This is a genomic window from Arthrobacter sp. GAS37, assembly GCF_044908325.1.
Classification (GTDB): domain Bacteria; phylum Actinomycetota; class Actinomycetes; order Actinomycetales; family Micrococcaceae; genus Arthrobacter; species Arthrobacter ramosus.
The window spans coordinates 1-25,796 of record NZ_JBIYDB010000026.1; the positions used below are offsets into that span (position 1 = coordinate 1).

20 protein-coding genes and 1 pseudogene are annotated in these 25,796 nt (G+C 62.4%); 12 read left to right on the forward strand and 9 right to left on the reverse strand.

Going from position 1 to position 25,796, the window contains the following annotated elements; translation table 11 throughout:
* Window positions 1–218: 218 nt before the first annotated feature.
* From ABH924_RS17710 to ABH924_RS17735, 6 genes are all read right to left on the reverse strand, one after another.
* Window positions 219–482, reverse strand: a complete 264-nt coding sequence (locus ABH924_RS17710; RefSeq protein WP_404500884.1) for a hypothetical protein — start codon at window positions 480–482, stop codon at window positions 219–221.
* Window positions 479–904 carry a hypothetical protein gene (locus tag ABH924_RS17715; protein ID WP_404500886.1) on the reverse strand — a complete coding sequence of 142 codons (426 nt, stop codon included), beginning with the start codon at window positions 902–904 and terminating at the stop codon, window positions 479–481. The genes ABH924_RS17710 and ABH924_RS17715 overlap by 4 nt, the downstream gene beginning before the upstream one ends.
* Complete coding sequence (locus tag ABH924_RS17720) at window positions 901–1,221, reverse strand: hypothetical protein (RefSeq protein ID WP_404500888.1); 321 nt, start codon at window positions 1,219–1,221, stop codon at window positions 901–903. Before ABH924_RS17720 ends, ABH924_RS17715 begins: the two co-directional genes overlap by 4 nt.
* A 198-nt stretch (window positions 1,222–1,419) precedes the next feature.
* Window positions 1,420–1,734, reverse strand: coding sequence for a hypothetical protein (locus tag ABH924_RS17725; protein ID WP_404500890.1), 315 nt, complete (start codon window positions 1,732–1,734; stop codon window positions 1,420–1,422).
* An 855-nt stretch (window positions 1,735–2,589) separates the two neighbouring features.
* Window positions 2,590–3,468, reverse strand: coding sequence for a ricin-type beta-trefoil lectin domain protein (locus ABH924_RS17730; protein ID WP_404500892.1), 879 nt, complete (start codon window positions 3,466–3,468; stop codon window positions 2,590–2,592).
* Complete coding sequence (locus tag ABH924_RS17735) at window positions 3,468–4,409, reverse strand: hypothetical protein (protein ID WP_404500894.1); 942 nt, start codon at window positions 4,407–4,409, stop codon at window positions 3,468–3,470. The genes ABH924_RS17730 and ABH924_RS17735 overlap by 1 nt, the downstream gene beginning before the upstream one ends.
* Window positions 4,410–4,948: 539 nt before the next feature.
* On the opposite strand from ABH924_RS17735, the gene ABH924_RS17740 reads away from it, so the two are divergent.
* The 6 genes and pseudogenes from ABH924_RS17740 (at window position 4,949) to ABH924_RS17765 (ending at window position 16,762) form a co-directional block, all read left to right on the forward strand.
* Window positions 4,949–5,518, forward strand: coding sequence for a hypothetical protein (locus ABH924_RS17740; protein WP_404500896.1), 570 nt, complete (start codon window positions 4,949–4,951; stop codon window positions 5,516–5,518).
* Window positions 5,519–6,307: 789 nt separating this feature from the next.
* Entirely contained in the window at window positions 6,308–7,360 is a 1,053-nt protein-coding gene (locus tag ABH924_RS17745) for an LPXTG cell wall anchor domain-containing protein (protein ID WP_404500898.1), read from the forward strand.
* Between the two features lie 1,427 nt (window positions 7,361–8,787).
* Window positions 8,788–9,219 (forward strand): annotated as a pseudogene (locus ABH924_RS17750) (DUF6531 domain-containing protein); the annotation flags it as partial.
* 119 nt (window positions 9,220–9,338) lie between these two features.
* Window positions 9,339–13,913, forward strand: coding sequence for an RHS repeat-associated core domain-containing protein (locus tag ABH924_RS17755; protein ID WP_404500900.1), 4,575 nt, complete (start codon window positions 9,339–9,341; stop codon window positions 13,911–13,913).
* A gap of 1,022 nt (window positions 13,914–14,935) precedes the next feature.
* Window positions 14,936–15,148, forward strand: a complete 213-nt coding sequence (locus ABH924_RS17760; RefSeq protein WP_404500902.1) for a hypothetical protein — start codon at window positions 14,936–14,938, stop codon at window positions 15,146–15,148.
* A gap of 291 nt (window positions 15,149–15,439) precedes the next feature.
* Window positions 15,440–16,762, forward strand: coding sequence for a hypothetical protein (locus ABH924_RS17765; RefSeq protein WP_404500904.1), 1,323 nt, complete (start codon window positions 15,440–15,442; stop codon window positions 16,760–16,762).
* Between the two features lie 207 nt (window positions 16,763–16,969).
* Here ABH924_RS17765 and ABH924_RS17770 read toward each other — a convergent pair whose 3' ends face one another.
* Window positions 16,970–17,599, reverse strand: a complete 630-nt coding sequence (locus ABH924_RS17770) for a hypothetical protein (RefSeq protein ID WP_404500906.1) — start codon at window positions 17,597–17,599, stop codon at window positions 16,970–16,972.
* Between the two features lie 519 nt (window positions 17,600–18,118).
* Window positions 18,119–18,790 (reverse strand): hypothetical protein, encoded by a 672-nt coding sequence (locus tag ABH924_RS17775; RefSeq protein ID WP_404500908.1) that lies wholly within the window; start codon window positions 18,788–18,790, stop codon window positions 18,119–18,121.
* Between the two features lie 292 nt (window positions 18,791–19,082).
* Here ABH924_RS17775 and ABH924_RS17780 point away from each other — a divergent pair, with 292 nt between their 5' ends.
* The 3 genes from ABH924_RS17780 to ABH924_RS17790 all read left to right on the forward strand — a co-directional run bounded on the left by ABH924_RS17780 (window position 19,083) and on the right by ABH924_RS17790 (window position 21,902).
* Window positions 19,083–20,006: a hypothetical protein gene (locus tag ABH924_RS17780; protein ID WP_404500910.1), complete on the forward strand. Its 924-nt coding sequence runs from the start codon at window positions 19,083–19,085 to the stop codon at window positions 20,004–20,006.
* Between the two features lie 521 nt (window positions 20,007–20,527).
* The gene (locus tag ABH924_RS17785) at window positions 20,528–21,109 is read left to right on the forward strand and encodes a hypothetical protein (RefSeq protein ID WP_404500912.1); all 582 of its coding nucleotides are present in this window, start codon (window positions 20,528–20,530) and stop codon (window positions 21,107–21,109) included.
* Window positions 21,110–21,287: 178 nt separating this feature from the next.
* A complete protein-coding gene (locus ABH924_RS17790; RefSeq protein WP_404500914.1) occupies window positions 21,288–21,902 on the forward strand; it encodes a recombinase family protein in 615 nt (204 codons plus the stop codon).
* A gap of 134 nt (window positions 21,903–22,036) precedes the next feature.
* On the opposite strand, the gene ABH924_RS17795 is transcribed toward ABH924_RS17790, so the two are convergent.
* On the reverse strand, window positions 22,037–22,606 hold the full coding sequence (locus ABH924_RS17795; protein ID WP_404500916.1) for a hypothetical protein: 570 nt from the start codon (window positions 22,604–22,606) through the stop codon (window positions 22,037–22,039).
* 547 nt (window positions 22,607–23,153) lie between these two features.
* Here ABH924_RS17795 and ABH924_RS17800 point away from each other — a divergent pair.
* From ABH924_RS17800 to ABH924_RS17810, 3 genes are all read left to right on the forward strand, one after another.
* On the forward strand, window positions 23,154–23,501 hold the full coding sequence (locus tag ABH924_RS17800; protein WP_404500918.1) for a hypothetical protein: 348 nt from the start codon (window positions 23,154–23,156) through the stop codon (window positions 23,499–23,501).
* A 307-nt stretch (window positions 23,502–23,808) separates the two neighbouring features.
* Complete coding sequence (locus ABH924_RS17805) at window positions 23,809–24,648, forward strand: GAF domain-containing protein (protein ID WP_404500920.1); 840 nt, start codon at window positions 23,809–23,811, stop codon at window positions 24,646–24,648.
* Between the two features lie 34 nt (window positions 24,649–24,682).
* Window positions 24,683–25,135 carry a Panacea domain-containing protein gene (locus ABH924_RS17810; protein ID WP_404500922.1) on the forward strand — a complete coding sequence of 151 codons (453 nt, stop codon included), beginning with the start codon at window positions 24,683–24,685 and terminating at the stop codon, window positions 25,133–25,135.
* The last annotated feature ends 661 nt before the right edge of the window (window positions 25,136–25,796 follow it).

Genomic DNA, 25,796 nt, shown 5'->3' on the forward strand with positions numbered 1-25,796 from the left:
GGACTCAAGGAAAGCTGCAACGCGGCCGCGTCCATGACGCTGAGGAGTGAGTTGAGCCAGTTCGATTGCGGTGAAGGTGAACGGAACCACACCAACGTGAGGTAGGTGCTGTGTGATTCGGCCACATCCGCGGCCCATCGCTCCCAGGTCGTATCAGGACCTCGCTGCCGACCGCGGGTCTACGCCCGGCCGGTCGTGTTCCGTGGGGAGTTGTCCGGTCAGGGTTCTTTGCGGTGGGCGGTTTCGTCCCGGGTCCGCTGCCCTGGCCTGATCTGGCCGGCGGGGATCCCGGGCCATTTTTTGCCGCCGTTGTGTTTGCGTTCCAGGCGCCGTACTTCCCGTAGGATCCCGGCTTTCGCGAGGTCTTCGAGGGAGGCGTATCCCTCGAGACCGCCCGCGGCCTTGAAGGTTGCGCGGATCCGCTCTGCTTCGTCCTTGGAGAACGTCTGGGACAGGCGTGAACCGTCCTTGCCGGTGGTCATTTCCCGAGCGTCTCCGGCCACGGGTACAGGGCGAACAGCCGGGTGAACGAGGTCGTGCCGTCCTCGTGCTGGTTCAGGCCGGAGTGTTCGTGGCTGCCGGCGGCGTGGGAGACCGCGGCGAGCATCAGCTTGACAGTGTCGCGGTCAACGCCGGGCACGACGTCGCCCAGGGTCACGGGGACGTTGCCGGCCAGGGAGGCGGTGAACATCAGGAACCGCCATTCACGGCCGGAAACCCCGCCGGCGTGTTCGGGGATCGAGGCGAAGTCGATCCAGGGTTTGCCGTTGAAGTCGTCTTTCCCTACCCAGGGATTGCCCGGGGCTGCGAAACGGCCGCGGAAACCCCGGATCAGCAGTTCCGTGGCTGCTTCATCGGTGTAGGAGCCTTTGGCCCAGGTACGGAGCTCGTCTGCATGTGTCATGACTTTGGTCCTTGTTCATTCCAGTGGGATCGCGGTTCAGACGCCCGGCTGCCCGCCCCGGATTTCTCCTCGTGGACGGCAAAGTCCCGGTGTTCTTCTTCGAAGGACAGCGGTGTCTCGTCCTGGCTCTTCTGCGGTACTTCCTTGAGCTCTTCCAGGTGTTTTTCGAGCGATCTTCTGTTGGACCGTCTGATGGCCAGCGCGACGACTACGAGGGCGAGGAGGCTCGCTATGGCGGTGATCAGCGGGGGGAACCCTATTCTGGTCCACGGATCCACCAGTGCCGGGGGCAATGGCGGGTCGTTCAGCACTTTCATCTCAGACCCTTTCCTGGTGGTTCCGCCTCTTGGGGCCAGCGTATCCGCCGACCTCAAGGGAGGCCACGGCCCTGGTCCGGGCGGCTGGATTTGCCGGTATTCGTCGTGACGGTCGGTCATGGGCATGAATCCTTCCAAGGATGAAGAGCCGCCGGCCGGTGCCGGGGTGGTGGTGTGGTGGTGGTCCGGGTTCGCCGGTCAGTCCCGCTCGTCGCGCTGTTGAGCTGGCCACGTAGTGTAACCGAGCTTTATTTCGGCTCTATATGGCCGGATCGCAAGCAATCCGATGATGACGATGAATAACGCCTGAGCTATCAAGAGAGTCCCCGGAATGTAAACGAGCCACCTCAGTGAGAGGTCCCCGCCGACTGCGTATGCCGTGAGCGCCATTGGCCCAACTGCAACAAGTGCGCCGATCACGAATGGGCGCACGACGAAGTACCAGTGCCCCGAAGGTGGCTGAACCGGCAGGGTTCGCCACTCGCTTCTCGGGATGATTCTGAGGTTGGTCATTCGATCCGGCCTTTCACCAAGAGCTGTCGTAGTTGCATGCGTCCCGCCGAGGAACAGTAATCGGAGTCACCCCCGGGAAAACAGCCTCCGGATGCCGGACACTTACTTAGTGCCCACAGCTTTGAGCGCGTGTCATTAAACGGCCAAACGATTCCCGGGAATTTCCGGGGCGATCGCACCAACGACCTGGCCTACGGACAAACCGACCGGGGATTGTCATGTTCGCGCGGCCCGTAGAATCCGCGTTGCTTCGCGGTGGGGTTGCGCCCTGTGGGTGATGAATCCGTGACTAGCTACGGCCAATCAACCGCCGTCACGGGCGATAATCGACGCGAGACGAAGGGCTGGCGCAAGGGTCTCAATTCGCGGCCTGATCGTGGCTGAACTGACGAGGGCCTCGACGTCAGCACCGACTGGTGACCGTTCCACGAACCGGATACCAGCCCAATCGTCCACCAGCCGGTTTATCGCATCTTGTATGCCCTGCCCGCGGTCACGACGTTAGTTACCCGGGAAGACATGAATGGCACGCAAGTTGCACCGCTTTCCTCCGGAAGCACGATCTCGGTTTCAGTGGCCGATTCACCGACGGGCCTTCGGCCGCAGCGGCAAGTCCATTGGTCCGGGGTCAGGCTATCTGTCGTGGAAATGGGAGCCGGCACCGCTGGGTACCCCGCCTCCAGGCACCTGATCGCTGGCGTTCTGATGAACGTAGAAGCAAAGGCACAGGCGGAACTCCTTGCACCCGGCGACAGCAGCCCGTTCGATGCCAATCCGGACCGGACAAAGACCCATGAGTTCCGTCACTTCCCGGCAGCCGGGCTGCCTTCTGGAGTTACTGGAATCGGTTTTGTGTCATGGTGCCGGCGGGGCTGCAAAGGACGTGGCGAATAGTTGATTCGTCTGGCTTGTGCCGCAGCCGTACCAATCGACGGGCAATCCGCTGGTTCCTTGATTCCCGCCGTAGATGTCCAGGCATTGGCCGTCCGCGGTTGTCATCTGCCCGTTGCGATTGTAGCCGATCTGCTGTTTCGTGTCGGCGGCGTTGCATGGTTCGAGGACTGCGAAGGTGCCTGTTTGACCACCTATCGTGCTCGTCGATCCCGGTGCGGTTCGGCTGATGCATTGGGCCGTGCCGTACAGTCTCACCGTGCGGTCCTGGTTCCTGACCCATTGCTGATTGGTGTTTCCCGTGCAGTTATAGGTCCCGATTGGCGTCCCTGCGGTGGTTCCTCCCTGCCACGCGTCCAGGCACAGCGGAGGCAGGCACGTGGCCGATTGTGTTGCCGCGATCTGTCCTGTAGGAACAGCGGCACCGCAGTTAGCGGGGCTGATGGTCAGCATGGCATTGTCATGGGCACCGATCGTCAAGGGGATCTGTGTCGTTGCCGTGGATGATGCGTGGGACCAGAGGTCTTTCACCGTCCGGGCGCATTGAAGGTTACCGTAACCGACGCGTCCGAGGTCGAGGTTGTAGGTGGAGGTGGTTGAGTTCTTGTTCAGGACAACTACGGCCCTGTCCCCGTTTGCGAGGGGTTTCACGACCACGTCTATTCCCGAAGCCGCGTCGGAGCTGTTGCTGCTGGCCAGGTAGCCACCGGCACCCAGAGTGTCCTGATCGACCGAGATGATGTCATTATTCTTCAGGGTCGCGATGCTCTGGGCGAAATGCGGGTCCGTGGGATTCGCGGCGAGCTTTCGTAGATCCGTGCTGACCACCAGCGGGGCGCCCATTACCGCCACAGCGCGAACTGGCTGCGCTCCTCCTGAACGGTCAGTCCGTTGTCTCCGATCAGCAGCTGGTCCGGGTCGTTGGTAGTTCCGGGCGCCATGTACCGGGCGAGCTGAACCGTGTCGATAAACGACTGGTATGCCCCTTCCTCGTAGTACGCGGGCCGGAAGTTCCAGCCGTTTCCGGAGGCCGCAGACAGGGAAATGTCCGGACCGATCCTCCAGGTCTGTCCCAGGGTCCTGACCCAGTCCATCGTGGAGTACTTTGCAGGGCTGGCATTGGACAACCCCGCAGGTGCTGACTCGTTGAACAGGACCTTGCGGGGATTGCTGGTGGTCGCCGTGTTCAAGGCCTGGGCCATGGAGGTGAAGAGTTGTCGGGGGGTGGCCCCGTTGACCGCCCCGCAGTTGTCGAGCTTGAGAGAGTCGATTCCCCAGTATGCGTAGGAGTTTGCGTCGGCTTGCTGGTGTCCTTGGGAACCGGAGGCAACGCCCTGGCAGGTGGTTTCCCCGGATGTGTTGTAGAGTCCGGCGAGTTCTCCCAGCCCGTGAAGGTAGTTGGAGTAGTTGTTCAGTTCGTAGTCGAAACCCGGTTGTGACGAGGAGCCCCAGTTAGTGGCGCCGTGAAGGTATCCTGCTGAGTTACGCGGGGCCATCCAGCAGTCGTCGACGGTCACATTGGTGTATCCGGCGTCCACCAGGCCCAGGCTCTTCATGGCTGCGCCCTGGTCTTCCATGAACTGCTGGAACGAATAGCCGGCATTCGTGCCGTCCAGGCGGGATTGGGCTCCGCATTGAAAGCTGGCCCAGTTGTTGAATCCCATCATCGGGCGCGTGCCGACGGCAGCATTTGTGTTTTGCGCGACGGAGTCAGCTGACGCCGTCGCGGCGAGGGGAACAATCAGACCCAGGGTGATCAATCCGACAACACCGGATGCTGTCAATCTTTTACTGAACACCAATCCTCATTGATCAAACATGATTATGTTGCTTGCGAAACGATCACATGATGTCAATCCGTGACCTTAGCTTGGGACAAGGATCGCGTCAATGGATCGGCCCACCAGATCGACAGCCTGGCCAGGCTCATGATGCTTACCCGCGGCCGCTCCCGGGATGGGCCCACCGCATCGGCGCGCTTGGTTCAAGCCCTTCAACAAAGGGCGCCATGGATTAAGTGCTCCCTGGCCTCAGTTCATGGCGGGGTTTCCGGATGAAGTGTCCTGTAACCAACAAGGAGGAGACATCCGACCGGAATGATTCACCCACGAAGGAGGTCGGGGACGTCCCGGCCGGAGTGTGCATTGCGCGCATGGAGGGCCATCCCAGCATCTGGTGGCCAAGGTCAGGCCCTGCCAAGACAATCCGGACCACCTGCCGGGCGGAAGACATTCGCGGCATCGGCAACACAATAACCGGTACCTCCCTACTAAAGAAGTAGAGGTGGGTTTCTCCGTCCTGCGCGGACCGGTGGAACCGGCACGTGAACCAGGAACGAAAAACGGGGGTCTTCATGGATTGGGTTGTCATTGTCGGTGTCATTCAGGCGGCAGGGAGCATCGGCACGTTCGTGGCCCTGTTCTTTATTGTGCAGTCAACCACTCATTCGAGAACGATGGCAGACAGTGCCAGGACCGGTTTGGAGGAGGAACGGGAGCGTCACGCACAAGCCAAGGAAACGGAACGTCGATCCCAGGCCAGCCAGGTATTTTCCTGGCCAGCCATGCTCACGGACGGCGCCGCAAGGCATTGGGGAGTCGTTATTGAGAACAACTCCGATGCACCCGTGTTCGGACTGACGGTTCAGCGCCCCGCAGGGGTCTCACAATCCAAAGGAACGCCCATCGAGGCGATCAGTGCCACCGTGAGCGTTCTTCCACCCGGTGTCTATTTCTTTTCCAAAAGGGAGCCTTTCCCCGAGCCGGTCTTTAACCGGGAAAACCTTAAACCGATCGTCAAGAATCCGAAATACATGGCGCTCCTGATGTTCCAGGACTCCACCTCGGCACCCTGGGTCCGCGATCAGTCGGGCGTCCTCAAGCGGGCCACTTAGGGCACCCGCCGACCCATCACCAAGGAAGGGGTTCCGCGACCTGCGGGGCGCAAACCCGCGCATATGGGGGCAAGTGGGCCTGCCGGTTGCTCGGCCCGCGTCGGGAGGAACCCGGCAGGCCGGCCCCGCCGCAGCCGGACGTCCGGTAAGGATGTCGTTTGCTCAGGTACTCCCATCCCGCGCGGGCACCGGGACCCACCCGTCCCCCGTCGGTCCAGGCCGGTCGGCTTCCTCCCGGGACGGCAACAATGCGTTCGATTTGGCCGTACCGGTCACGGATTCAACACCCCACAGCGCCCAACCCCGCCACGAATCAAAGCCGATTCCACCGGCAGCACGAACACCGCAATCCCCGGTCGGATTGCCCGCAGGCCCGGTCGTTGATGCGACCGACCCGGAACTTCCCGGGAATTGTTTGGCTATTTTGTGACACGAGCTGCGACCCGCGGGCACTAAATAAGTGTCTGGCATGCGGTGGCTGTTTCCCGGGGGTGTCCTTTGGGGGGACTATCCCGGAATACCGGTCCCCGGACCGTGTGTCAGGCCGTGACCTGGGCGGAGACACCCCCAGTCCAACCGGGTCACGCTTCGCCGACGCAAGACGCGGCACCGGGCGTGCGGGCGGGAAATGAGACCCCTGGCCGCACGCCTCCCGCGCGGCCGGCGGGATCCCTGAAGGTTCAGGGTTTTCAGCTCCTGCGTCATGTTTTCAGTGGCCGGGTGGTCTAGGGGGTGTCCCGGCCGGGGGCGCGGCAGGGCTTGTCCTTGTTCCAACACATTGGGGTTGTCGTGGCTGTATCTGTTCCGGGGTTCTTCCGCAGTGCCGGTGCTGTGGTGCTTGGCATGTTGGTGGCGGGTGTGTTCGTGCTGGGTATTGGGGGCCCAGCACGGGCCGAGACAGCGTACGCGGGCCCGACGCGCACCGTCGCAACCGTGCACGCCCTCGCCACCGTGCAGGCGGCGCCGCGGCTTTCCCCCGCCACCACCGCTGGTGCGTGTCCGGCCCAGGCGGATCCGTCCAAGTGCGACGCCGACGGTGACGGGATCCCGGACTGGGTGGAGCTCAAGGTCTGCGGCACTGCGACCTGCACGACCGGCCTGGAGGATACGAACCACAACAAAATCCCTGACTGGCTCGAGGTCGAGGCCTGCGGCACCACGACGTGCGTGACGGATCCCGGGGCGGACGCGAACGGCAACGGGATCCCGGACTGGGTCGAACAGGTCCTGTGCGGGTCCACGACCTGTGCGACCGGGCACGAAGACGCCGACGGGAACGGCATCCCGGACTGGACCGAGATCGTGATCTGCGGCAAACCTGGATGCTCCACCGGCAAAGAGGACTACAACCACAACGGGGTACCGGACTGGAAAGAACTCGCCGCCTGCCTGAAAGAACCCACCCAAGGCGGCCCTGCGTCGTCCGGAACAGCCTCCGGAACGCGGGCCGGAGCAACGGCGGACCTGGTGTCCGACCCGGTGGGCGTCTTCACCCGGGGCACCGTGTACTGGTTCGACGTTTTCACAGCCGGCGGCGGGGTCCCTCAGGATGCTTCCGCGGGCGAGGTTGCCGGATGGGCGTGGCTGGTGGCGATCGGGCTGGCCCTGGCCGGGCTGCTGTTCCTGATCTTGTGGCGCCGACGACGCCGCAAGGACGAGGACCCGGACGATGAGGATCCAGATGATGATTCCCCTGACGGGAACGGCAGCGATGACGCGACCCACGACGGCGAGGGTACCGAAGCCGCACCTGCGGGGCTCGCCGGCCTGCTCGGCGGCAAGGACCACGAAGACAAGTACGACGGCGAAGCGAACCACAGCGGCGAAGGGGTCCAGATATGAGGACCGACGAGCGACAGGAACACCCCGCGGGCAAGCACCTGCCACCGGCACCGGTCTCGGGGCGCCGCCGCGCCGGTACACGGGCACGCCGCGCGGAAGGTTCCAGGCGGGCCGGGACCGCGGGACAGCCGCAGACTTCAGCGCTGAAAACCTGGGCTCAATGGGTGTTTGCGGTGTGCGCTGCCGTGCCGGGATCCCTCGGGTTTAGGGCGTCCGGACCCCGGGCAGCCGGACGGCACCTGCCACACCGGGTCACGGGTCTGGTGGTCGCGTGTGTGCTCACGGCCGCGGCGCTTGCCCCGGTGGACGTCGCCCCGGCCAACGCCGCGGCGGCTTTGCAGGCCTTGAAAGCCCGGACCTTGTCCGCGGCCCGGGACGCCGCGGCGGCCAACACCCTCCCCGTGGCCGAGGTGCGGGCAGAGGTGCAAGATGACCAGGGAGCGAAGAAGGGCCAGGATCCACTCGGGACCGGAACAATCCGCCCGGGACAGGAAATCACGGTCAAAGCCGACAAAGCCCAGGCCTCGATCGGGTTCTCCGGCCACCAGGTCTCCTCCGATCTGAACGTGGCGGTAAAGGAACTCGCGGACGGCGCCTCCCGCACGGCCGCGGCCGAAACCGGCGGCACCGTGCTGGGGACCCCGGTCCAGGTGAACGCGACCGATCCCTCGGGCAAGGGCATGACATCGTTCCCCGCAGACCCGGTCATCGCCATGCACGAGAATGCCCCGGCCACGGTCACGACCGTCACCCCCGGTGTCACCCTTCAGCTCGGTGTTGACGCATCCAAGCTCGGCAAAGAACCCGGACAAATCGACCCGGCCACAGTTAAAGTCATGACCCGGGAAAACCCGGGCGATCCATGGGTGGCGTTGCCCTCCTACTTCGACCCGAAGACCGGCACGGTGAAGGCCGAGTCCCAGCACCTGTCCCAGTTCGCGGTGATCGGCACCCCGTTCGTCCCCCCGGCCGGGCCCACCGTGGTCCTGGACCCGGACGATGACGTGGCGAACACGACCGGCCCGAACGGGCCCATGACCGAACTCCCCGAGAGCGTGAAACTCGCCAACGCCCTGGCCGCGATGATGACGACCACGTGCAAAGCCAACGTCGTCGTCACCCGCACCACCGGCTCCCCCGCGTACCTCTCGCGCCAGACACGGGACGCGATCGCGGCCGCTGCGAACCCGGACCTGACCGTGACCCTGGCCTTCGATGCGCTGTACGGGCACCCGTGGGGTGTCTCCACCGACGGCGGGACCCGGGTGTATTCCCGCGGGAACGCGGACGATAACGCGGTGACCGGTTCCCTCATCGGGCAGATGCCCGGCTACACCGGGCGCCCAGCAAACACCGCGTCCATGTCCGGGACCGGAACGACCCTCCCGTACACGGACTTCGCCGGGCTCCCCGGCGCCCTCGTGCACATGGAAACGCTCTACCTTGACCACAACTACGACCGTCCCGTGATCGACAACGGCTTCGACTCCATCACCAACGGCGTGTTCACCGGACTCGGCAAATACCTCCAGACCAAGGGCTTCAACTGCACCAACCCGGTCACCGGGGGCTGGCCCACCAAACCCTCCGCTGCGGAACTGGCCAAGTGGCGGAACCTCGGGTTCCACAACTACCAGGCCTACGGCGCCGAACCCGTCTCCTTCGCCACCGGCAACCTCATCGAACAATACAAACTCTTCACCCTGACCGGTCCCGGGCAGGGAACCGACATGTCGTTGGTGTATAACTCCCAGGACGGGCGGCTCTCCCGCACCGGTGCCGGGGTGAGTTTCGGGCTGGGTGCCCGCGCCCAACGCTTTTCCGACGGCAGCGTCCTGGTTGTCCAGGGTGACGGGGCTTCCTATGTGTTCACGGGCAACGGTGCCGGCGGCTACACCCCGGACCCCGGGGACCCCGACACCCTCACCGAAGCAGGGGCCGGGAAACTGGCCCTGCCTCCCCGCAGGGTGAGAAATGGGTGTTCGACGCCGCCGGCATCGAAGGCATCGGAGACCTGGTCTCCTACACCGACCGGGCCGGGAACACCACCACCCTCACCTACTCCCCTGCCGGGGCATCGGCCCAGTTCCGGCCGCTCGCGTCCATCACCGACGCCGCCGGGCAAACCATCCGGACCGGCTCCGACACTCTGGGCCGGGTCACGTCCTTCACCCTCCCCGACGGCCGGGTCTGGGCCCTGGCCTACGACGGGGCAGGGAACCTCGCCTCCATCACCGACGCCGCCGGCGGCGTCCGCGCGTTCAGCTATGACGGCGCGCACCGGCTGTTGACCGCGACCGACCCCCTGGGCGTCAAGTACCTGCGCAACACGTACGACGCCTCCGGCAGGGTGGTGAAGCAGCTGGACGCGCAGAACAACGTGCGCGGTTTCGCGTACGACGACGTGGCCGGCACGACCGCGTACACGGACAACGAAGGCCACGTGACCGTCTACACGCATGACGGGGCCGGGCACGTGACCGCGATGCGCGATGCGGCCGGGGGTGTCCGGAAGTTCGCCTACGACGGCGCCGACCATGTCACTTCCTCCACCGACCCGTCAGGCAACACCACCAGCTACGCGTACGACGGCTCCGGCCGGCTCACCCGCTCCACCGGCCCCGCCGGGGACATCCGCTCCTACACCTACACCCCGGCCGGGGACCTCGCCACGGTCACCGACCTCGGCGGGCCCGGCGGTGCCAGCAGGACGACCAGCTTCGACATCGGTGCCCAGGGGCTCCCGACGGCGGTGCACCAGCCCGACGGCACGGTGCCGACCCGGGCCTACGACGCCGGCGGCAGACTCACCAGCTCCACGGACGGCAACGGGAACACCACCAGCTACGCCTACGACGGGCGGGGGAACCTCGTCACCGTCACCGACCCCACGGGTGCGAAGACCAGCTACACCTACGACGCCGGCAACCACGTCGTCTCGATGACGGACCCCAATGGCAACGTGACCCGGTATGCCTGGGATGCCCTTGACCACCCGGTGAAACGCACCGACCCGGCAGGCGGGGTCACCGCCCTGGCCTATGACGGCAACGGGCACCTCACCGCCATGACCGACCCCACCGGCGCCACCACCAAATACGCCTGGGACGCGTTGTTCCGGCTCACCACGGTCGCGGACCCCACCGGAGCCACCACGAAGTACTCCTACAACCGGGAAGACAAACTCACGGCCACCACCGACCCGCTCGGGGCGGTCACCGCGCACGAGGTCGACGCCCTGGGCCGGGTCGTGAAAACCACCGACCCCAACGGCGGAAACTGGACCAGCAGCTGGAACCCCACCGGCACCCTCGCCACCACCACCGACCCGACCGGCGCGAAAACCAGCTACGGATACGACGCCGCCGGACACCCCGTTACCGTCACCGGCCCCACCGGGGCAGTGACGAAAACCAGCTACGACCCCGTCGGGAAGATCCTCGCCACGACCGACCCGACCGGAGGCGTCCAGGCCGTCGCGTATGACGCGATGGACCGCCCTGTCACCCTCACCAACCAGACCGGTACGAAAACCACCTACACGTATGACGCCGCGGGGAACCCGGTGAAAGTCACCGACCGGCGCGGGCAGCCCTGGCTGACCTCCTACGACAAGGACAACCGGCCCGTCGCCTTCACCGACCCGACAGGCGCCAAAACCGCCCTCGCGTACGACGCCGACGGGAACCGGACCACGGTCACGGACCCCCTCGGGCGCAAGACCGCCACCGCGTATGACGCCCTGAACCGGCCGGTCGCGGTCACGGACCCGACCGGGGCTGTCACTAAGACGGTGTATGACCCCGTCGGGCGGGTCCTGGCCACCACCAACCCGGACGGGAACACGGCCAAGCAGGCCTGGACCCCGAGGGGGCAGCTCGCCACCGTCACCGACCCCACCGGCGCCACCACCAACTACGCCTACGATCCGGCCGGGCACCGCACCGGCATGGTCAACCCCGACAAGGTCGCCACCGAATACTCGTATGACCCGGCCGGGCGGCTCACGTCCGTGATCGAGAACGCGAAGGCCGGGCAGGCCTCCACCGCGGACACGAATGTCACCACGAAATACGCCTACACCCGGGCCGGGCACCTGGCCTCGATGACGGACGCGAACGGGCACACCACCACAGACGAATACGATCCCCGCGGGCTCCTGGCCAAGGAAACCAACCCGCTCGGGACCACCAAGACCTACGAATACGACCCCCGCGGCCTGCTCGCCAAGTCCACGGACGGCAACGCCCAGACGACCAGCTACGGGTACACCCCCACCGGGCAGCTCGCCACCACCACCTACGCCAACGGGCAGTCCATCAAGTACGGGTACGACCCGGCAGGGGCCCTGACCACCATGGACGACCCCACCGGAGCCACCGGGTTCACCTACACGCAGCGCGGGCAGCTGGCCAGCCAGACCGACACCCGTGGCAAGAACCTCGCCTACAGCTACGATGCGGCCGGGGAGCTCACGAAGCTGGCGCTGCCGCAAAACCAGACCATCAGCTACAGCTACGACCCAGCGGGCCGTCCGGCCACGGAGGCCACCCCGGCCGGGACCCTGGCCTACGCCTACACCCCCGCCGGGCTCCCCACGAGCACCACGCGCTCGTCCGGGATCACCACTACCTACACCCACGACCCGGACGGGCGGACCACTGGCATCACCCACACCACCGCCGCACCCGCTGCCGGCACCACGACGGCCGCGGGTGCCCCGACGGCACCGGCAGGGACGGATGCGGTCTCCTGCACTACGGTCACCGCGTACCTGGACAGCCGCACCCTCCCCGCCCCCGGCGGGGGGCTCCCGGCAGGGGCATCCATCTCCTTCGGTTACGCCTACGACCCGGCAGGGAACGTCACCAACCGGACCCGCACCACCACCGGCACGGCAGTGCCTTCCACGGGCACACCCGAGCAGCCACCGGTCGTGCCGGGAACCACCCCCGGCACCACCGACAACCGCACCTACAGCTACGACCCGCTGAACCGGCTCGTGAAGTCCGCCTCCGCCACCGGGGCCACCGCAAGCTACGGGTACGACCCGGCCGGGAACCGCACGGCCTACAGCACCACCGACAACCCCGAAACCACCGCACCCGGGGACTCCCTCACCGTGACGGCCGCGTACAATACGGCGAACCAGCTCACCACCGAAACCTCCACCACCCCCGGACAAGCACCGTCCACGGCCGCCTACAGTTACGACGGCAACGGGAACAGGGTCAAGCGCGCCACCCCCGGCCTGCCCGACACCACCAACACGTACACGCCGACCAACCAGCCCGAAACCACCACCCAGCCCGGCTATTCGACCACCCGGAGCTATGACGGGCTCGGCCGCGCCACGGGCCTGGACCAGACCAGCAAAACCGGGACCCAGCACACCGACACCCTCTACAACGGCCTCACACCCATCCAAACCACCCAGAACGGGGCAACCAGCACCTTCGCCCCGGACAACCACGGCAACACCGCCACCACAACCACCGTCACCGCCGGCACCACCACCAGCACCTGGGACGTCCAGGACCGCCTCGGCTCCACCATCGCCACCACCAACCCCCAAACCGGCACCCCCACAGGACCGGCAGCGGACGCGACCCTGGCCCAGCTCGCCGACTACACCGACACCGGCACCCCCCAATACGCCACAACCGGATACACCACCGGCGGCTACACCGGGCAGGGAACCGACCCCACCGCAGGCCTCACCACCTTCCACGCCCGCAACTACGACCCCGCCACCGCGACCTTCACAGGCCACGACACCTGGGGTGGCCTCCTCCGGGCACCCCAGACCCTGAACCACTACGCCTACACCCTCAACAACCCCGCCACGCTCAAAGACTTCAACGGCTACATGCCCATGGTCGAAATCACCGACGGCGACGGCTCCTCCTGGCACGGCGCAGACGCCGTCCCCGAAACCCCCATCGACCAATCCCCCACCCAAGAAGCCGCCGCCAGCAACGGACCAGAAACCAACTACACCCCAGACCCCTTCGCGATCGCACCAACGCCATACACACCACTGCCCGACTACACCAGCACCTACACCGCCCCGTACAGGCCACTACCCACCTGGACACCCGCCCAGACCAACCCCGCCCAACCGCAGGAACGGCACGAGGACAACATCTTCGAGCAATTCCACAACTGGGCGAAGAGCAACGACGGCCAGAATGTGAGCCTTCTGCTGAGTACAGCCGCCTTGCTAGCACCCGAGGCGGGAGCATTATTCGGGGGATGGATCGCTGGGGAGTACGGTGCGGCAGTTGGGGGCATGATCGGGGAGCTAGCCAGCATGGCATTCGGCGACGCAAGCGCCGTGATTGATTGCGCCGGCGAGTTGACATCCCTTTCCTGCGGGCTAGGCGTGATTGCCGCGGTGACTGGTCCAATTGGAGTGGACATCCGAAGCGCCGCAAAGCACGTGAAATTGCTTCCTCAGATTGCCGGCGCGCTAGGGTTTGCAGCAGACAAGGTGGCATGGGCGACCTCATTCAACGACTGGCTGAACCGCCGCAATTGGGGAAGGGGATAGCAGATGAGTGAAACTCGACAACGAGGAGAACGCCGGTCGTGGCTGCACCTTTCACCGCTCGGCTTCTTCCTGACGCTCATTGCAGCCCTCAGGATTCTCGCGCAGACTGTCGCAAAGCCTGATCGGGCGGATCAAAACCTACTCATCGTCTCGACAGTTGTCCTCTCGACGGTTTGCCTCATGGTCCTCGCGAAGTGGACATACTCACTCATGAAGATGCGCGCCCGACGCCTCGTCATGCGGCTGCCGACGGCTCACAAAGGAACTGTTTTCATCGCGCGAGTAGACCCGACGTTTCTGCGTGCACTTACGCCCTATTCGACAAACGGGGAGCCCGTTTCGATCGCCCTCGCCAACCCGGTCATTTTGATCTCAGCAAACCGAATCTCTATCTGGAAGGGTGTCATAGCTCCCGTCGAAGTGGCTTCAGTACCTCGTGGGTCGGTCGGACAGACGACGTTACTGCAACGCCGACACCTCGGCATGACAAGTTATCAACTCGAGACCACTTTGCTCAATCAAGGCCCGGACCGATCACTGACGTGGCGGATCCAATCTCTAGGGTTATTTGGACTACGACCAGCGGGGAGCAAGGCAAACGAAAAGGCGATCCGGACACTGGAAGATCCACGGCCATCGGTTTGACAGGAGCGGCTGAGAGCATGACGGTGTCAGCCGTGTTGAAGGCTGTTCATACCCGCTCGAGAGCGATCAGGATCTGATGAGATATGGCCGCGGGGTCCTCATGGCCCCAGAACCGAAGGACGGTCCACCCGGCAGATACGAGGCTTGCTGACGTCTCGGTGTCGCGATTGCGGTTTCGGGTGACTTTCGCTTCCCAATAGGAGACGTTGGATGCCGGGGCCCGGTAGTGGTCCGGGCAACCGTGCCAAAAGCAGCCGTCAATGAAAACGGCAACGTGGAAGTCATGGTGCTGGGGATCCCTCCCCGGAGGGTCGTCATCTTCCACGCGATGGTGGCCTGGCCCGGGAAAAGTATCTATCTCTTTTGAAGGAGGAATCATGACAGACATCGACTTCGACGCACGGGCCCGCTGGGCGGAATCCGAGGAACCCTCGATCAGCCCCAACGCGGTCATCCACCGCGGCACCGAAGAGAGCCGCGCAGAGGCCCTGAAAATGCTTCTGGACGCCGCGGACACCCCGCCCGAGCGGGAAGAGATCAAAGCGATGGGAGGCCGGCCCCGGCTCGATCCGGAAGGCGGGACTCTTTAACCTGGCGCATCCGGGTTCCCGGATCCCTGAACGCCTCATTCAGGGCACTGGCGGCCGCCGAAGGAAGAAAATTTCCCGACGCGCTACGCTCAGCGGTCCTTGACTACATCAACAACCACGCACCCAGGGCCAGCTGAAACACCCGGGCCTCCGTCCGCGCAACTTCCACGTAGGGCTGGCAACCAGTGTCGACAGCTTTGAGCTCTACCTTCCGGGCTCCACCTGCCCACAATGGGCACAGCCCGTCAGATCCCTACTAGAACTGACACACGAATGGCATAACCTGTGGCCATGAACTGGTCGCTGGGGGATTACGCCAACACAAGAGAAATCGCGATGGGAGTTTGGCTTGCCGTGTTCATCGCATTCGTATTTGGCTGGTCCAAAACGAGGGAAGCGGCAATGTCCGCGGTCAAGAGCCTTGGGAACTGGAAGGTTCTCACGTCCTTGGCAACCTACGCGGTATTCCTGTCGGGCGTCGTCTGGTGTTCATGGAAGCTCGACGTCTGGACGCCGAAGCTTCTTGGCGCGACTGTAATTTGGTTCATCGCTAGCGGGCTGGTTCTCTACGTCAACGCAATCACCAAAGCATCAAAGACTGACGGTTACTTCAGGCGCCACCTCCGGGACACCATTCGCTTGGCTGCCTTTTTCGAGTTCATGGTCAATGTGCAGACGCTAGCTTGGTGGGCCGAACTTATACTCTTTCCTGTCCTAACCTGCCTTGTCATGCTGCAAGCTGCAGCGGAAACGACAGACGAGTACCGCGCTGTGGGGCGTATGTTTGCAAGCCTGTTGGGGATAGTTTCCTTGGCGTTGATCGGCACCACCATAGTGAGCTTCGTGCAAGCACCCGGAACCTTTGTCTTGGGTGACGTGGTCAGGGAGCTTTTCTTGCCTATCTGGCTCGCAGCTGCCGCGGCCCCATTCGCGTATGCTGCGGCGGTGATCGCCGGCTTCGAGTCCATGATGGTGCGACTTGCGCGGTTTTCGGATCGGCGCGCGATACCACTCAGGGTTCGACTGGGGCTCATAAGCGCATTAGGTACAGATCTGAGGGCAATTGACCGGTTCGCCGGACAACGAGGGCGGCAAGCAGTTGCCACCAGAACCTTTCGTAGCGCCCGCCATGAAGTTGAAATCTACTTCGCCGAGGTCGAGGCAGACAGAGCTAGGCGCGAGTCCGCTCGCCAAAGACTCGTTAACTTCTCAGGTGCTACTGGTGTTGACGAAGACGGCATGTGGCTTGATCGGCGAGAATTTCGAGCAACCAAGAGCGCACTGGAGTGGCTCTATGTGTGTCATTCGGGTCACTACCGGAACAATAATAGATTCGACCCAAATGTCCTTACGCTAATCGGCAACTTTGACCGTCAGGGGCTGCCGAACCCTCATGGAATTGTCATGAAAGTAGGGCACGGTGGGCAATCGTGGTTCGCTTACCGCCAAACCGTGTCCGGCTACTACTTCGGTATTGGGGCTGTCGGCGGCCCAAACGAACAGTGGTACTACGACGGTGATCACGCCGCGGGCGGCTTTCCTTCAGAGAAAGGTGGTTGGAGTAGCTACCTCGCTAGTGTCCGCAGCGAGTGGCGCGAGGAAGCACCCGTCTAGCTTGTCCCGGCATCCTTGGCCGGAAGTCATCGGTGAATCCACGCTGAACAGGTTCGCCAGGGAAAGGCGGAGTGTGCATCTCACACTGGTAGAGCCTGTTGTTGTTGAAGTTTCTGCCGATGTGGCTTGGTCAGGCAACTCGTTTCGGCATAGCTTGCGATTCCTCAGGTGCAGGCCTGAGCTTCCCGTCGGTGATGTGACTCCGCCTCAAGGTTGAGGCGTTTCGCCAGCATCGGCGTGTTCGGTAGCGGCTGCCCGGTCGAGGTAAATTCCGTTGATCCACTCTTGGTACAGCCAGTCCTTCTTCGGGGCATTGCGGGGCATCAGCCACGGCTCACTCGCACCGCCTGGGACAGGCGGCACGCCGAGAAGAAACGTGGCAACCCGGGCCGATAGCGGGACGCTCGGTGCCACCTTGTTGAACCGCCGGCGCGCGTAGTCGAGTAGCCAGCCAACAAGCCTTCGCGTTCCCCGTCTGGAATACATCCACCAGTACAGACGACTTAGCCAGTGTGTATCCGCGGCATATCTCCAGAGTTGCCCGTCTCGCTTGACCCACTGAATACCTGCCCCGTCAGTGAAGTACAGCAGGATGGTTTGGCCGGGAAGTGGGGCATCGTCGTAATAGACGTTCTGCCCTGGAGGGATCGAAATGTCGTTGACTCCGGGCTCGGCATGGCCAGCAAAGCGTATGGTTTGCTTTCGGTAAGGGTCGACGGCTGTCCTGCCGCGGGCGTTCACATAGTCGTGCCACCAAGGCAAGGTCAGGTGGAGGGCGTGGACTCTCGAAATGGAAGCATCCGAGTCGTTGCGGATCTCTACACGCGTGCCGAGCACGCGATAGGAATCAGGCCTTGTCTGCTCCGTTCGGTCAAACCGGTGGACGCTAATCTTGGACGCTTGTTCGCGTCTACGATCCTCAGCTATCCGTCGCCGGTCTCTCGTTCCCTGGATGAACAAGGAGACGGTGACTATTGCCAGGAAAAGGTTAAGGGCGAACTGGGCAAAATCAACCCAAGACTTATCGGCCACGTTCCGACCCTCCTTGACTCACGAGCCCAGGGCGACTCTTCATGGGAAAACGCTGCCGGCTAACGGGTAGCCACGCTGCGCCAAGCCAGCATATCGGTCTGGCTCTTGGCCCCAGGCCGCGTCGGAGCAATGCGGTCCCGCAGTGCGGTTAGTGGTTCGCGGCGTGGGTAGATCGCGTTAGTTTTCTCACAAATGGTGTTCCCTGGAGTTCCTTCTGGGTTAGTCTGTACGAGAGCAAGGTGTTGGAACTTGTCTTCCGTAAGGAAGTTCGAGGTCCGGCCTGGCCCCGGGTTTGATTGCTACGGCCGCCCGGGGCTGCTCCATTTAACGGGCCGGTACAGGCGAAATGTGCGTGACCATGTGTGCTAGATGGTCGAAGAGACCAGGTTGCTTGACGGCCATTTTCCGGTAGTACGCGTAAGAGACGATGTCCGGAAGCCAAAGCAAGTTCTCATGCGTGGGTGAGACCTGCAATGTCTCCGCCGTCAACGGAATGGCTCCGCTCTTCCTAGCCGCTTTGAACGTGAAATCGTCGATGTTCCTGCGCTTCTGGTCCTGGCGCCGTTCCAACACAAAGAGATTCACCGGCTCGCAAAGCGAGCCTCCATGCAGAGAGCCCAGCAAGTGGGTCAAGCAGGCGGCACGGGCCTTCTCCTGGCTCTTGTCCTCGGGGTCAACAAGGGCCTGCGCTGAAATGATCACCGGCTCCGTGCCGTCACCGATATAGCGGGCAAGTTCATCCAACGTTGCCCGACCTTCCTCGGTCTCGTTCGCCTTCGTTGAGTGCCAATACGGTGCACCGATGATCTCCAGCAGCTCTTTTCTGATGGCTTCATGGTCGGATCGGGGAACCACGACGACGGTAACCGCGTAAAACGGGTCGGACCCCTCGTATACTCCGGTCGGCATTGACGTCTCATCAAGGTAGGCCACGGGCCGGTCGGCATTTGTTTTGTATGCGGATTCGAGCTTTCTGATCTGCAATTGGGCGTCCATGCTGAGCTGACCTTGCTGGTGTGCGCTCAATGGTCCCCCGGGGTCTCGTGCAAGGCGAAAAGTATCTCTACGACTTTACGCCAGCGCATCGACAGCTTGCCTCCGTTGATGGCCATCCGGTCACACAGGATGTTGCCGCAGCAAAGGACGAGCAGCGCACAGTCTTGGTATTGGTGGGCGCTCCTGGGTCCTGGCGCGACCGCGCTCCCCGGCACGTATAGATTTCCGTCGGAAGTCACACGACACGTGGGCGGTCACGCAGGGGTGCCAGAAACTGAGAGATCCTTGTTCAATGACTTCTGGTGAATGGCGGCCGTTCGGTCACGACAAGGAATCCGAACGGCTTTACGATGCACTCCATGACGGTGTCCCGCCCTGGATGCGAAAAGCCCACACCGGCTGGCAGTACGAATTTCTAGGCTTGCTGTTTTCGGGCAGCGCGCCCGAGGATTTCCTGCACCGAATCGAGCAGCAGCTGCGTTGCGAAATCTATGTGCAGTACCCCGGCAGTACAGCGGGTCTTGTGAATGCAGTGATCAAACACTTCCAGGCCCTTGGCTCCGAGCTGACCTTGACCGACTACATCCTGTCGCTGGCACCGGCAGAAGACGTCATCGAAGACCTCGCCACGGATAACCAGGCCGGGCTCTTCGGAACACTGAACACGATGCTTGCCGATTCCGGATCCAAGTGGACGATCGGAATCAGGCGCCCGGGAACTCTGGGCCTGATCCGCCGCGTACCTGAGGGCGTACAGACCGCCACGGAGCAGGTCACGCGCGCCTCCGGGCACGCAGGAAAAACGCTCGCCCAAGCGTGGGGTGCAGCCTTCGGCATGGACCCGAACCCCAAGGAAGCCTACCGACTCGCCATTGAAGCAGTCGAAGACGCCGCCATTCCTTTGCTGGGATTCGGCCCTCGTGAGAAGCCGACACTCGGCAAGGTCATCCAAAAGATAAACGGCACGAACTTCGACGCAGCGGACTGGACGCTGCCCTTCCAGCGCGAAGACGAGCACTACTCCAACGGGCAAACCATCATCGCGATGCTGAAAACCCTTTGGGCAGGGCAAGTCGATCGCCACGGCGGCAATCATGAATTAGGCGCCAAAGAAACCATCAGCCCGGAGGCCGCAGAATCGGCAGTAATGCTCGCGGTTCCCCTCGTCCGCTGGTTCACCTCAGGATCGGTCCAGCAGCAGCACGCCAGAAGCTGACCTGGCGAGAATCCTAACGGGCTGCTAGACAACATCCATGGAGACTCCACATTCAGACCCCCGGACCGCCCAACCGTCAAGATTGTTCCTCTCCGCGGGTCCGGGCTGTCGCAAAAAACTATTGATTTCCAAGACACCCGAAGCGGTCCCGGAACATGCCGCCCATTCCCCCGCAAATCCGCGGTTTTCCACCAAGACCCCGTGTCTCAGCAAGTCATCTCTTAGACAACGGTGTCTCCGGTACGTTTTTTGGGGATCAAGAGAGCCAAGGCGCAACGGCCGCGATGCGTGTAAAACCGCGGCTCAAAACGCGATGACAGAACCCCGGACGAGGCACGCCCGACGTCAAGATCGTGGTCATCAAGCGCCTCGAGATCCTCGGCCATGTCATGAATCTCATTGAACTCGGCAAACCCCGTCCCGACAATCCGCGAAAGCCGGATGCTTGAGCAGGCCAACGACGCACGTCGCCTACCCGAGGCGGTACCAGCGCGGGTCGTTCTGGACGCTAGATTGAGGCCATGCTGTCTACGTCCGTCATCGTGAACTATCCCGGCGGCCCAGATCCACTCTGGTCCTTCCTCAGCGGCGCCATCGGCGCTGTCCTCGGCGGGGCGGCCGCCATCGTTGGAGTCCTCCTCACGCAGCGCCATGAGAACAACCGAAACGTCCTTACCGAAAGGCGACGCCGGAGAGATGACAAGCTCGCGCGTCTGCGGAGCCTATATGTGCCGTATGTCGACTTCTCCATCGTGGTCAGGCAGGTCATGACGCAGAAGGCTTTCATCTACGCGGGCGAGACTGAGGAGACGCGCGACCAGCGTCACGACGAGATCCTCAGGACGGCCATGAACCGGGTCGTTGAGGTCCAAGGCGCCGCGATCCTCGAAGACGGCTCTGAAGGCGTTTTGCGAGCTGCCGGCGACGCTTACATCGCGTTCGACACCTACCTCCGCAGTGTGCGCAACCCCTTCGGGGAAGAAGGAAGCGAATACGCCCAACGAGTCAGGCAAGAGGCCGACGATCTTGCACAGAAAGCGGACGCCCTCGAGCAAAGGGCGCGTGACGACATCAGGAGCCGGGACATTGACCTCGAGATGTAGCTGGGGATGTCGACGTTGACCGTTTAGTTCGCGGCAACCTTCTGTCACATATAGAGGATTAACGATCCTTTGCATGACTTAGAATAAGTAACGGGTTAAGTGACACATTTCGATTCTGCTCCGATTTGGAATCACGGTGTCACGTAAACGAACGTATAAATGACGAAGGGCAACTGCCGTGTTGGTCGGATACATGCGCGTCTCGAAGGCGGACGGATCCCAGTCCACGGACCTGCAGCGCGACGCGCTCCTGTCAGTTGGCGTCGACGCGGACTCCCTCTACGAGGACAGGGCCTCCGGGAAGAAGGACGACCGGCCCCATCTGTCAGCCTGCCTCAAAGCCCTGCGCCACGGCGACACTCTGATCGTCTGGAAGCTGGACCGGCTTGGCCGGGACCTGCGCCATCTGGTGAACATCGTCCACGACCTGACCGAGCGCGGCATCGGGCTGAAGGTTCTCACCGGGCAGGGCGCGGCCATTGACACAACCACTGCCTCCGGGAAGCTGGTCTTCGGGATCTTTGCCGCCCTGGCCGAATTTGAACGCGAACTCATCTCCGAACGAACTATTGCGGGTCTCGCTTCCGCCCGCGCACGCGGCCGCAACGGCGGCCGGCCCTTCAAGATGACGCCTGCGAAACTCCGGCTCGCTCTGGCCTCCATGGGCAAGCCGGATACAAAGGTCAGCGAACTCTGCACCGAACTCGGCATCACCCGTCAGACCCTTTACCGGCATGTTTCACCCACCGGGGAACTGCGTCCCGACGGTCAAAAGCTGCTGCTGTCGCGGTAGACGCCCCGGTGCGCAGCAGATGCTGGAAAGCCATTTATTAGACCAGTTGCGTGGGCGCCCTCCCGCACATCAGTAATCAGGGAGGCGCGCGGGAAATCGCTCTTGAAGAAGGTCCGCCTTGACATGTTCGGAGCCTACATCCCAGTACCTGCCCGCGACAGGCTTCTCGCCTTGGGGGCAGCTACCGTCCGCTGCGGGTTCCTGTGCTGAGTCCTACAGACAACCGTCCTTTGGGTCGCACCACGTGTGCCTGGGAAATATGCCTGCCTGGAGGCCTCGAGTGTCATGCCTACAAAGGCCAGGGCACCCATGCACATGTACATGAAGCCCATGAACTTTATCGTCGGAACATCTACGAAAGTGAAGCCTTCCGGCGGTATTCCTTTGCTCTCTTTGTACATAAGGGACCAGCCAGTTGCCGCGCCGTTGACGTCCCTGAAAATGCAGAGGCCAAAAAGGAAGATTGAAAGTCCAATGACGAAGACAATCAGCAGCAGCAACCATTCCGGACCGTTCGGCGCTCCAAGGAGAAAGCAGAGCGCGACGGACGCGAGGAAGCATCGGAAGAGGGCTTTTGCAGGCTGGGGCATCTCGACGAACTGACGCTTGATAAGACGGATCGTTCTGTTGGCTCCTCCTTCAATCGAGGAGTTCGGACCGAAGCACTCCGCCTTTCCTAACCCCCAATTGCCTTGAGAGTACACTTGGCGAGACTTCGCCACACTCCCGAGATCGTGTCAGGTCGTTCCGCGAACGGACCTGCAGAACCGCCAATTCAAACTGCGATTTAACCGCCAAACGAAATCAATGGTGCTCCATGGCCGTTCATCCTTGGCTTACGGGTTCGAATAGTTCAGGATTTGAGCGACAGGACCATCGGCATCAGCAAACGGTTTCACCCGTGTCTTTGTCGGCGTTAGCTGCATCCGTGGGAAGAAGACGATGAGCGGAATTGACGATCTCATGGCAGAGTCAAACCGTTGGGACCATGCTGCCAGAAGAGCTCAGGGCTGGCGGACAATTGCCTGGGCGAGGCCGTGAAGACTTATTACACGCGGTATTTTCCAGCCGGAGTGGTCATCCTCCTAGGGCCGGGACCGTGGGCGGGATGCTTGCCTTTGGGGGTGCTCTGGCGGAATGGGCTTCCTTTTTGGTGTTCGGGTTTTTCCTCGCAGTCCTCGGTGTTCTGATTGGGGGTCTGGTCTACAACGCGGACAAAGTGGTGCCTGCCGCCCGGACGGGAGGGTCGACGTGCTGCTTTCGCTGGAGAGCGAGGAACGAAAGCAGGTCGGTCGGCAGATCCCTGGGAATGCGGCCATAGATCCGGGACACCTTGTGGTCACCCGGGGCGCGGCAGCCCAACTGCGAAAGGGCCTGGCTACCCAACTGCTGCTCCTGGCGCCGATATTTCCACTTCTCTTCATTTCCCAAGCCGTGCGCTTTGCCCTTCGCGGTGACATTGCCGCCGCGTGGCTAATGGCAGTTGGCATTGTTGCCGTAGTGATCGGGTTTGCATTATTTGTCCGTGACTTCCGGCGGGCTGGACGGTTCCTGGCACGCACGGCGGAGCAGTCAGCCCCCGGCATCAACTCACAGTGAGCCGATTCGCTCAGCTCGGCGCTCCCACGGAGTACGCTCCAGCGACGACCTCGAGGTGTGGCGCCTGGATCGGCTCAGTCGGTCCATCCGGAATTTTGTTCACCCTTCGCTTTGGGTTCTGGCTGTCTCGGAAATCGATGGTTTCAAGTTGAATGGGTGCCCGAGCTACAGTCATTTGTGCACACAGGAGATACAGAACAACGGCTGTTGGACAGGGAGTAACCAGATGGCTAGCTCGTCCGAGCCTTCGCATACCGTGAAACGACCCGTCTGGGTACTTCGTTGGCCCGCCGTGTGGGTCGGCCCCTTGATTGCCGCACTTGGCGCCGCTGCGCTGCCTCTTTCCGTCACCGACAGAAACGGCCTTGTTTACTGGATCCGGTGGATTACTGATCCCTTTTGGTTCTGGGCCGGCCTTGTCGGGATAGTTCTGGGAACTCTCTGGGCGATTGCCGGAGGATTCGCCCGTTCAAGTGAGGTAGCCAGGCTCCGGACAGCGTTGGCTGCCTCCAAAGCACACACGACGAAGAGGATCTTCAATCAACTGTCGCCCGTAATCCATGACATGGGAAAGCTTGCAGAGTCCCAGAGTGCCACATACGGACGTGACCTTGTTAACAGGGCATTGGACTTGGTTACGAGGGTTATCGAGGTACCGGACGCACGAGCATGCCTTTACTATTTGGACCAGGTCGAGTCCACCCAGGCCAGCAGCGATGACGTTCTCAACGCCCTCACGCTCCGGACGCCGCACGTAGGCCGGTTCGATGCGCCCAGAGGAAACTTCGTCCGCAATGAGAGCCCAGAGGCCGATGGCGTCTTCGCCGTCATCGATGGAGGCTCTCCACGCCTGATCGAGAATATAGAAACGACTGATTACGCGGTGGACTGTTCTGGAAAGGGATATCGGACCTTCCTCAATGTTCCCGTCAAGTTTCAAACAGCGGAGATCGGGGTTCTGTCTGTGGACGCTCCGCACGCCAATTCGCTGACAACGAGCCACGTGCTGCTCGCCGAGGTGGTCGCGCAATTTCTCGCAGTTGGGCTTCGGCGCGAAAAGAAGAAAAAGCAAGAACGTTACCCATCGCCGAGTTCGGCGATTGAAAGTCGCGCCCCGGAGGGATCCCAAGACGCGGGGAAGCTATGATGCATACGACGACGACTTCATTGAGGGGAGATAAATGACAAGCGTGCACGATGTCGCGGCCTATATCCTCGCTCGAGAGGGTAATCTGTCCACGATGAAGCTGCAGAAGCTTTGCTATTACGCCCAAGGCTGGCATCTGGCGTGGCACGGCGAACGGCTTTTCGACGAGCCGATCAAGGCTTGGCGCATGGGCCCGGTGTGCCCGGCACTCTATCGGTACCACAGAGGTCAGGCTTCCGTCAGCGATTGGCCGCAAGGCTCTAAAGAACTGATTTCACCGAGCGGCGCGAGCACGATCGATATTGTTGCGGACTTCTACCAACCGTTTACTGGGTTCGACCTCGGCAATAGGACTCATTCCGAGCGCCCCTGGCTGGAAGCTTGGGAGTCGGCGCCACCTCAGCACCGCGGAAATGCCGAGATCAGTACTGAGACACTAAGGGAATATTTCCGCTCGCTGCACGAAGGATCTGAGCACACAGACTAGTCGGGATCCTTTACGCACCACGACCCGAGCTTTGCAGACGTGCGGAGAAGTTTGAACGAGTTGCTTTCAGGTCCGCTCATTACTTGCTGGCGTGTCGGCCATCGGTACTGCTCTTATCCGAGGTGCTGGTTCACCGGTTGATGCGGCTTCGCGAAGACCTCGCATGGATGTCCTCCTAGGTACGTCCTGCCTCGGCATCAAACGCCGATATCAGCGCACCCGTCGCGTGCCGGATTGAGTCCTGAAACCGCCGCGACAGGCGTCAGCACAACGTGAAGGAGCCGTATAGGGCGGCCGAGCGGGAACCAAGCCGCTCCGGTCCCTGATCGGATTCTCGGAACATTATTCGGCGGCTGTTCTCATGCTGTTAGTCAGAACCGAGTGAGCATCAGACCCAGGGCTGTTCGTCCCAACACACCCCGTTCCGGCAATCTGGAGAGTAGATTAGTGCCGCCGAGGTGCTCATAGCCTTGCGGTGTCCGTCCGCGAGTTGCGTCTGGTTTTCGCTGAAAGCAATGCCACTCCGCCCCTGCTGTCACTAGTGCCGTCGCGGCGTGACTTTGATCGTCCTATCAAACCAGACCAGATATGCGGGCAATGTACGGCCGGCCTTCCGAGGCAGCTGAGGCTGAGCGGGAATCCTTCGAAGGCTCAACAAAGC

Bases quoted from the DNA above. Each gene is read 5' to 3' on its own strand.
- ABH924_RS17725 (WP_404500890.1), bottom strand. From the start codon at position 1,734: ATGACCAACCTCAGAATCATCCCGAGAAGCGAGTGGCGAACCCTGCCG.
- ABH924_RS17715 (WP_404500886.1), bottom strand. From the start codon at position 904: ATGACACATGCAGACGAGCTCCGTACCTGGGCCAAAGGCTCCTACACC.
- ABH924_RS17775 (WP_404500908.1), bottom strand. From the start codon at position 18,790: ATGGACGCCCAATTGCAGATCAGAAAGCTCGAATCCGCATACAAAACA.
- ABH924_RS17710 (WP_404500884.1), bottom strand. From the start codon at position 482: ATGACCACCGGCAAGGACGGTTCACGCCTGTCCCAGACGTTCTCCAAG.
- ABH924_RS17730 (WP_404500892.1), bottom strand. From the start codon at position 3,468: ATGGGCGCCCCGCTGGTGGTCAGCACGGATCTACGAAAGCTCGCCGCG.
- ABH924_RS17760 (WP_404500902.1), top strand. From the start codon at position 14,936: ATGACAGACATCGACTTCGACGCACGGGCCCGCTGGGCGGAATCCGAG.
- ABH924_RS17785 (WP_404500912.1), top strand. From the start codon at position 20,528: ATGCTGTCTACGTCCGTCATCGTGAACTATCCCGGCGGCCCAGATCCA.
- ABH924_RS17780 (WP_404500910.1), top strand. From the start codon at position 19,083: ATGACTTCTGGTGAATGGCGGCCGTTCGGTCACGACAAGGAATCCGAA.
- ABH924_RS17765 (WP_404500904.1), top strand. From the start codon at position 15,440: ATGAACTGGTCGCTGGGGGATTACGCCAACACAAGAGAAATCGCGATG.
- ABH924_RS17810 (WP_404500922.1), top strand. From the start codon at position 24,683: ATGACAAGCGTGCACGATGTCGCGGCCTATATCCTCGCTCGAGAGGGT.
- ABH924_RS17720 (WP_404500888.1), bottom strand. From the start codon at position 1,221: ATGAAAGTGCTGAACGACCCGCCATTGCCCCCGGCACTGGTGGATCCG.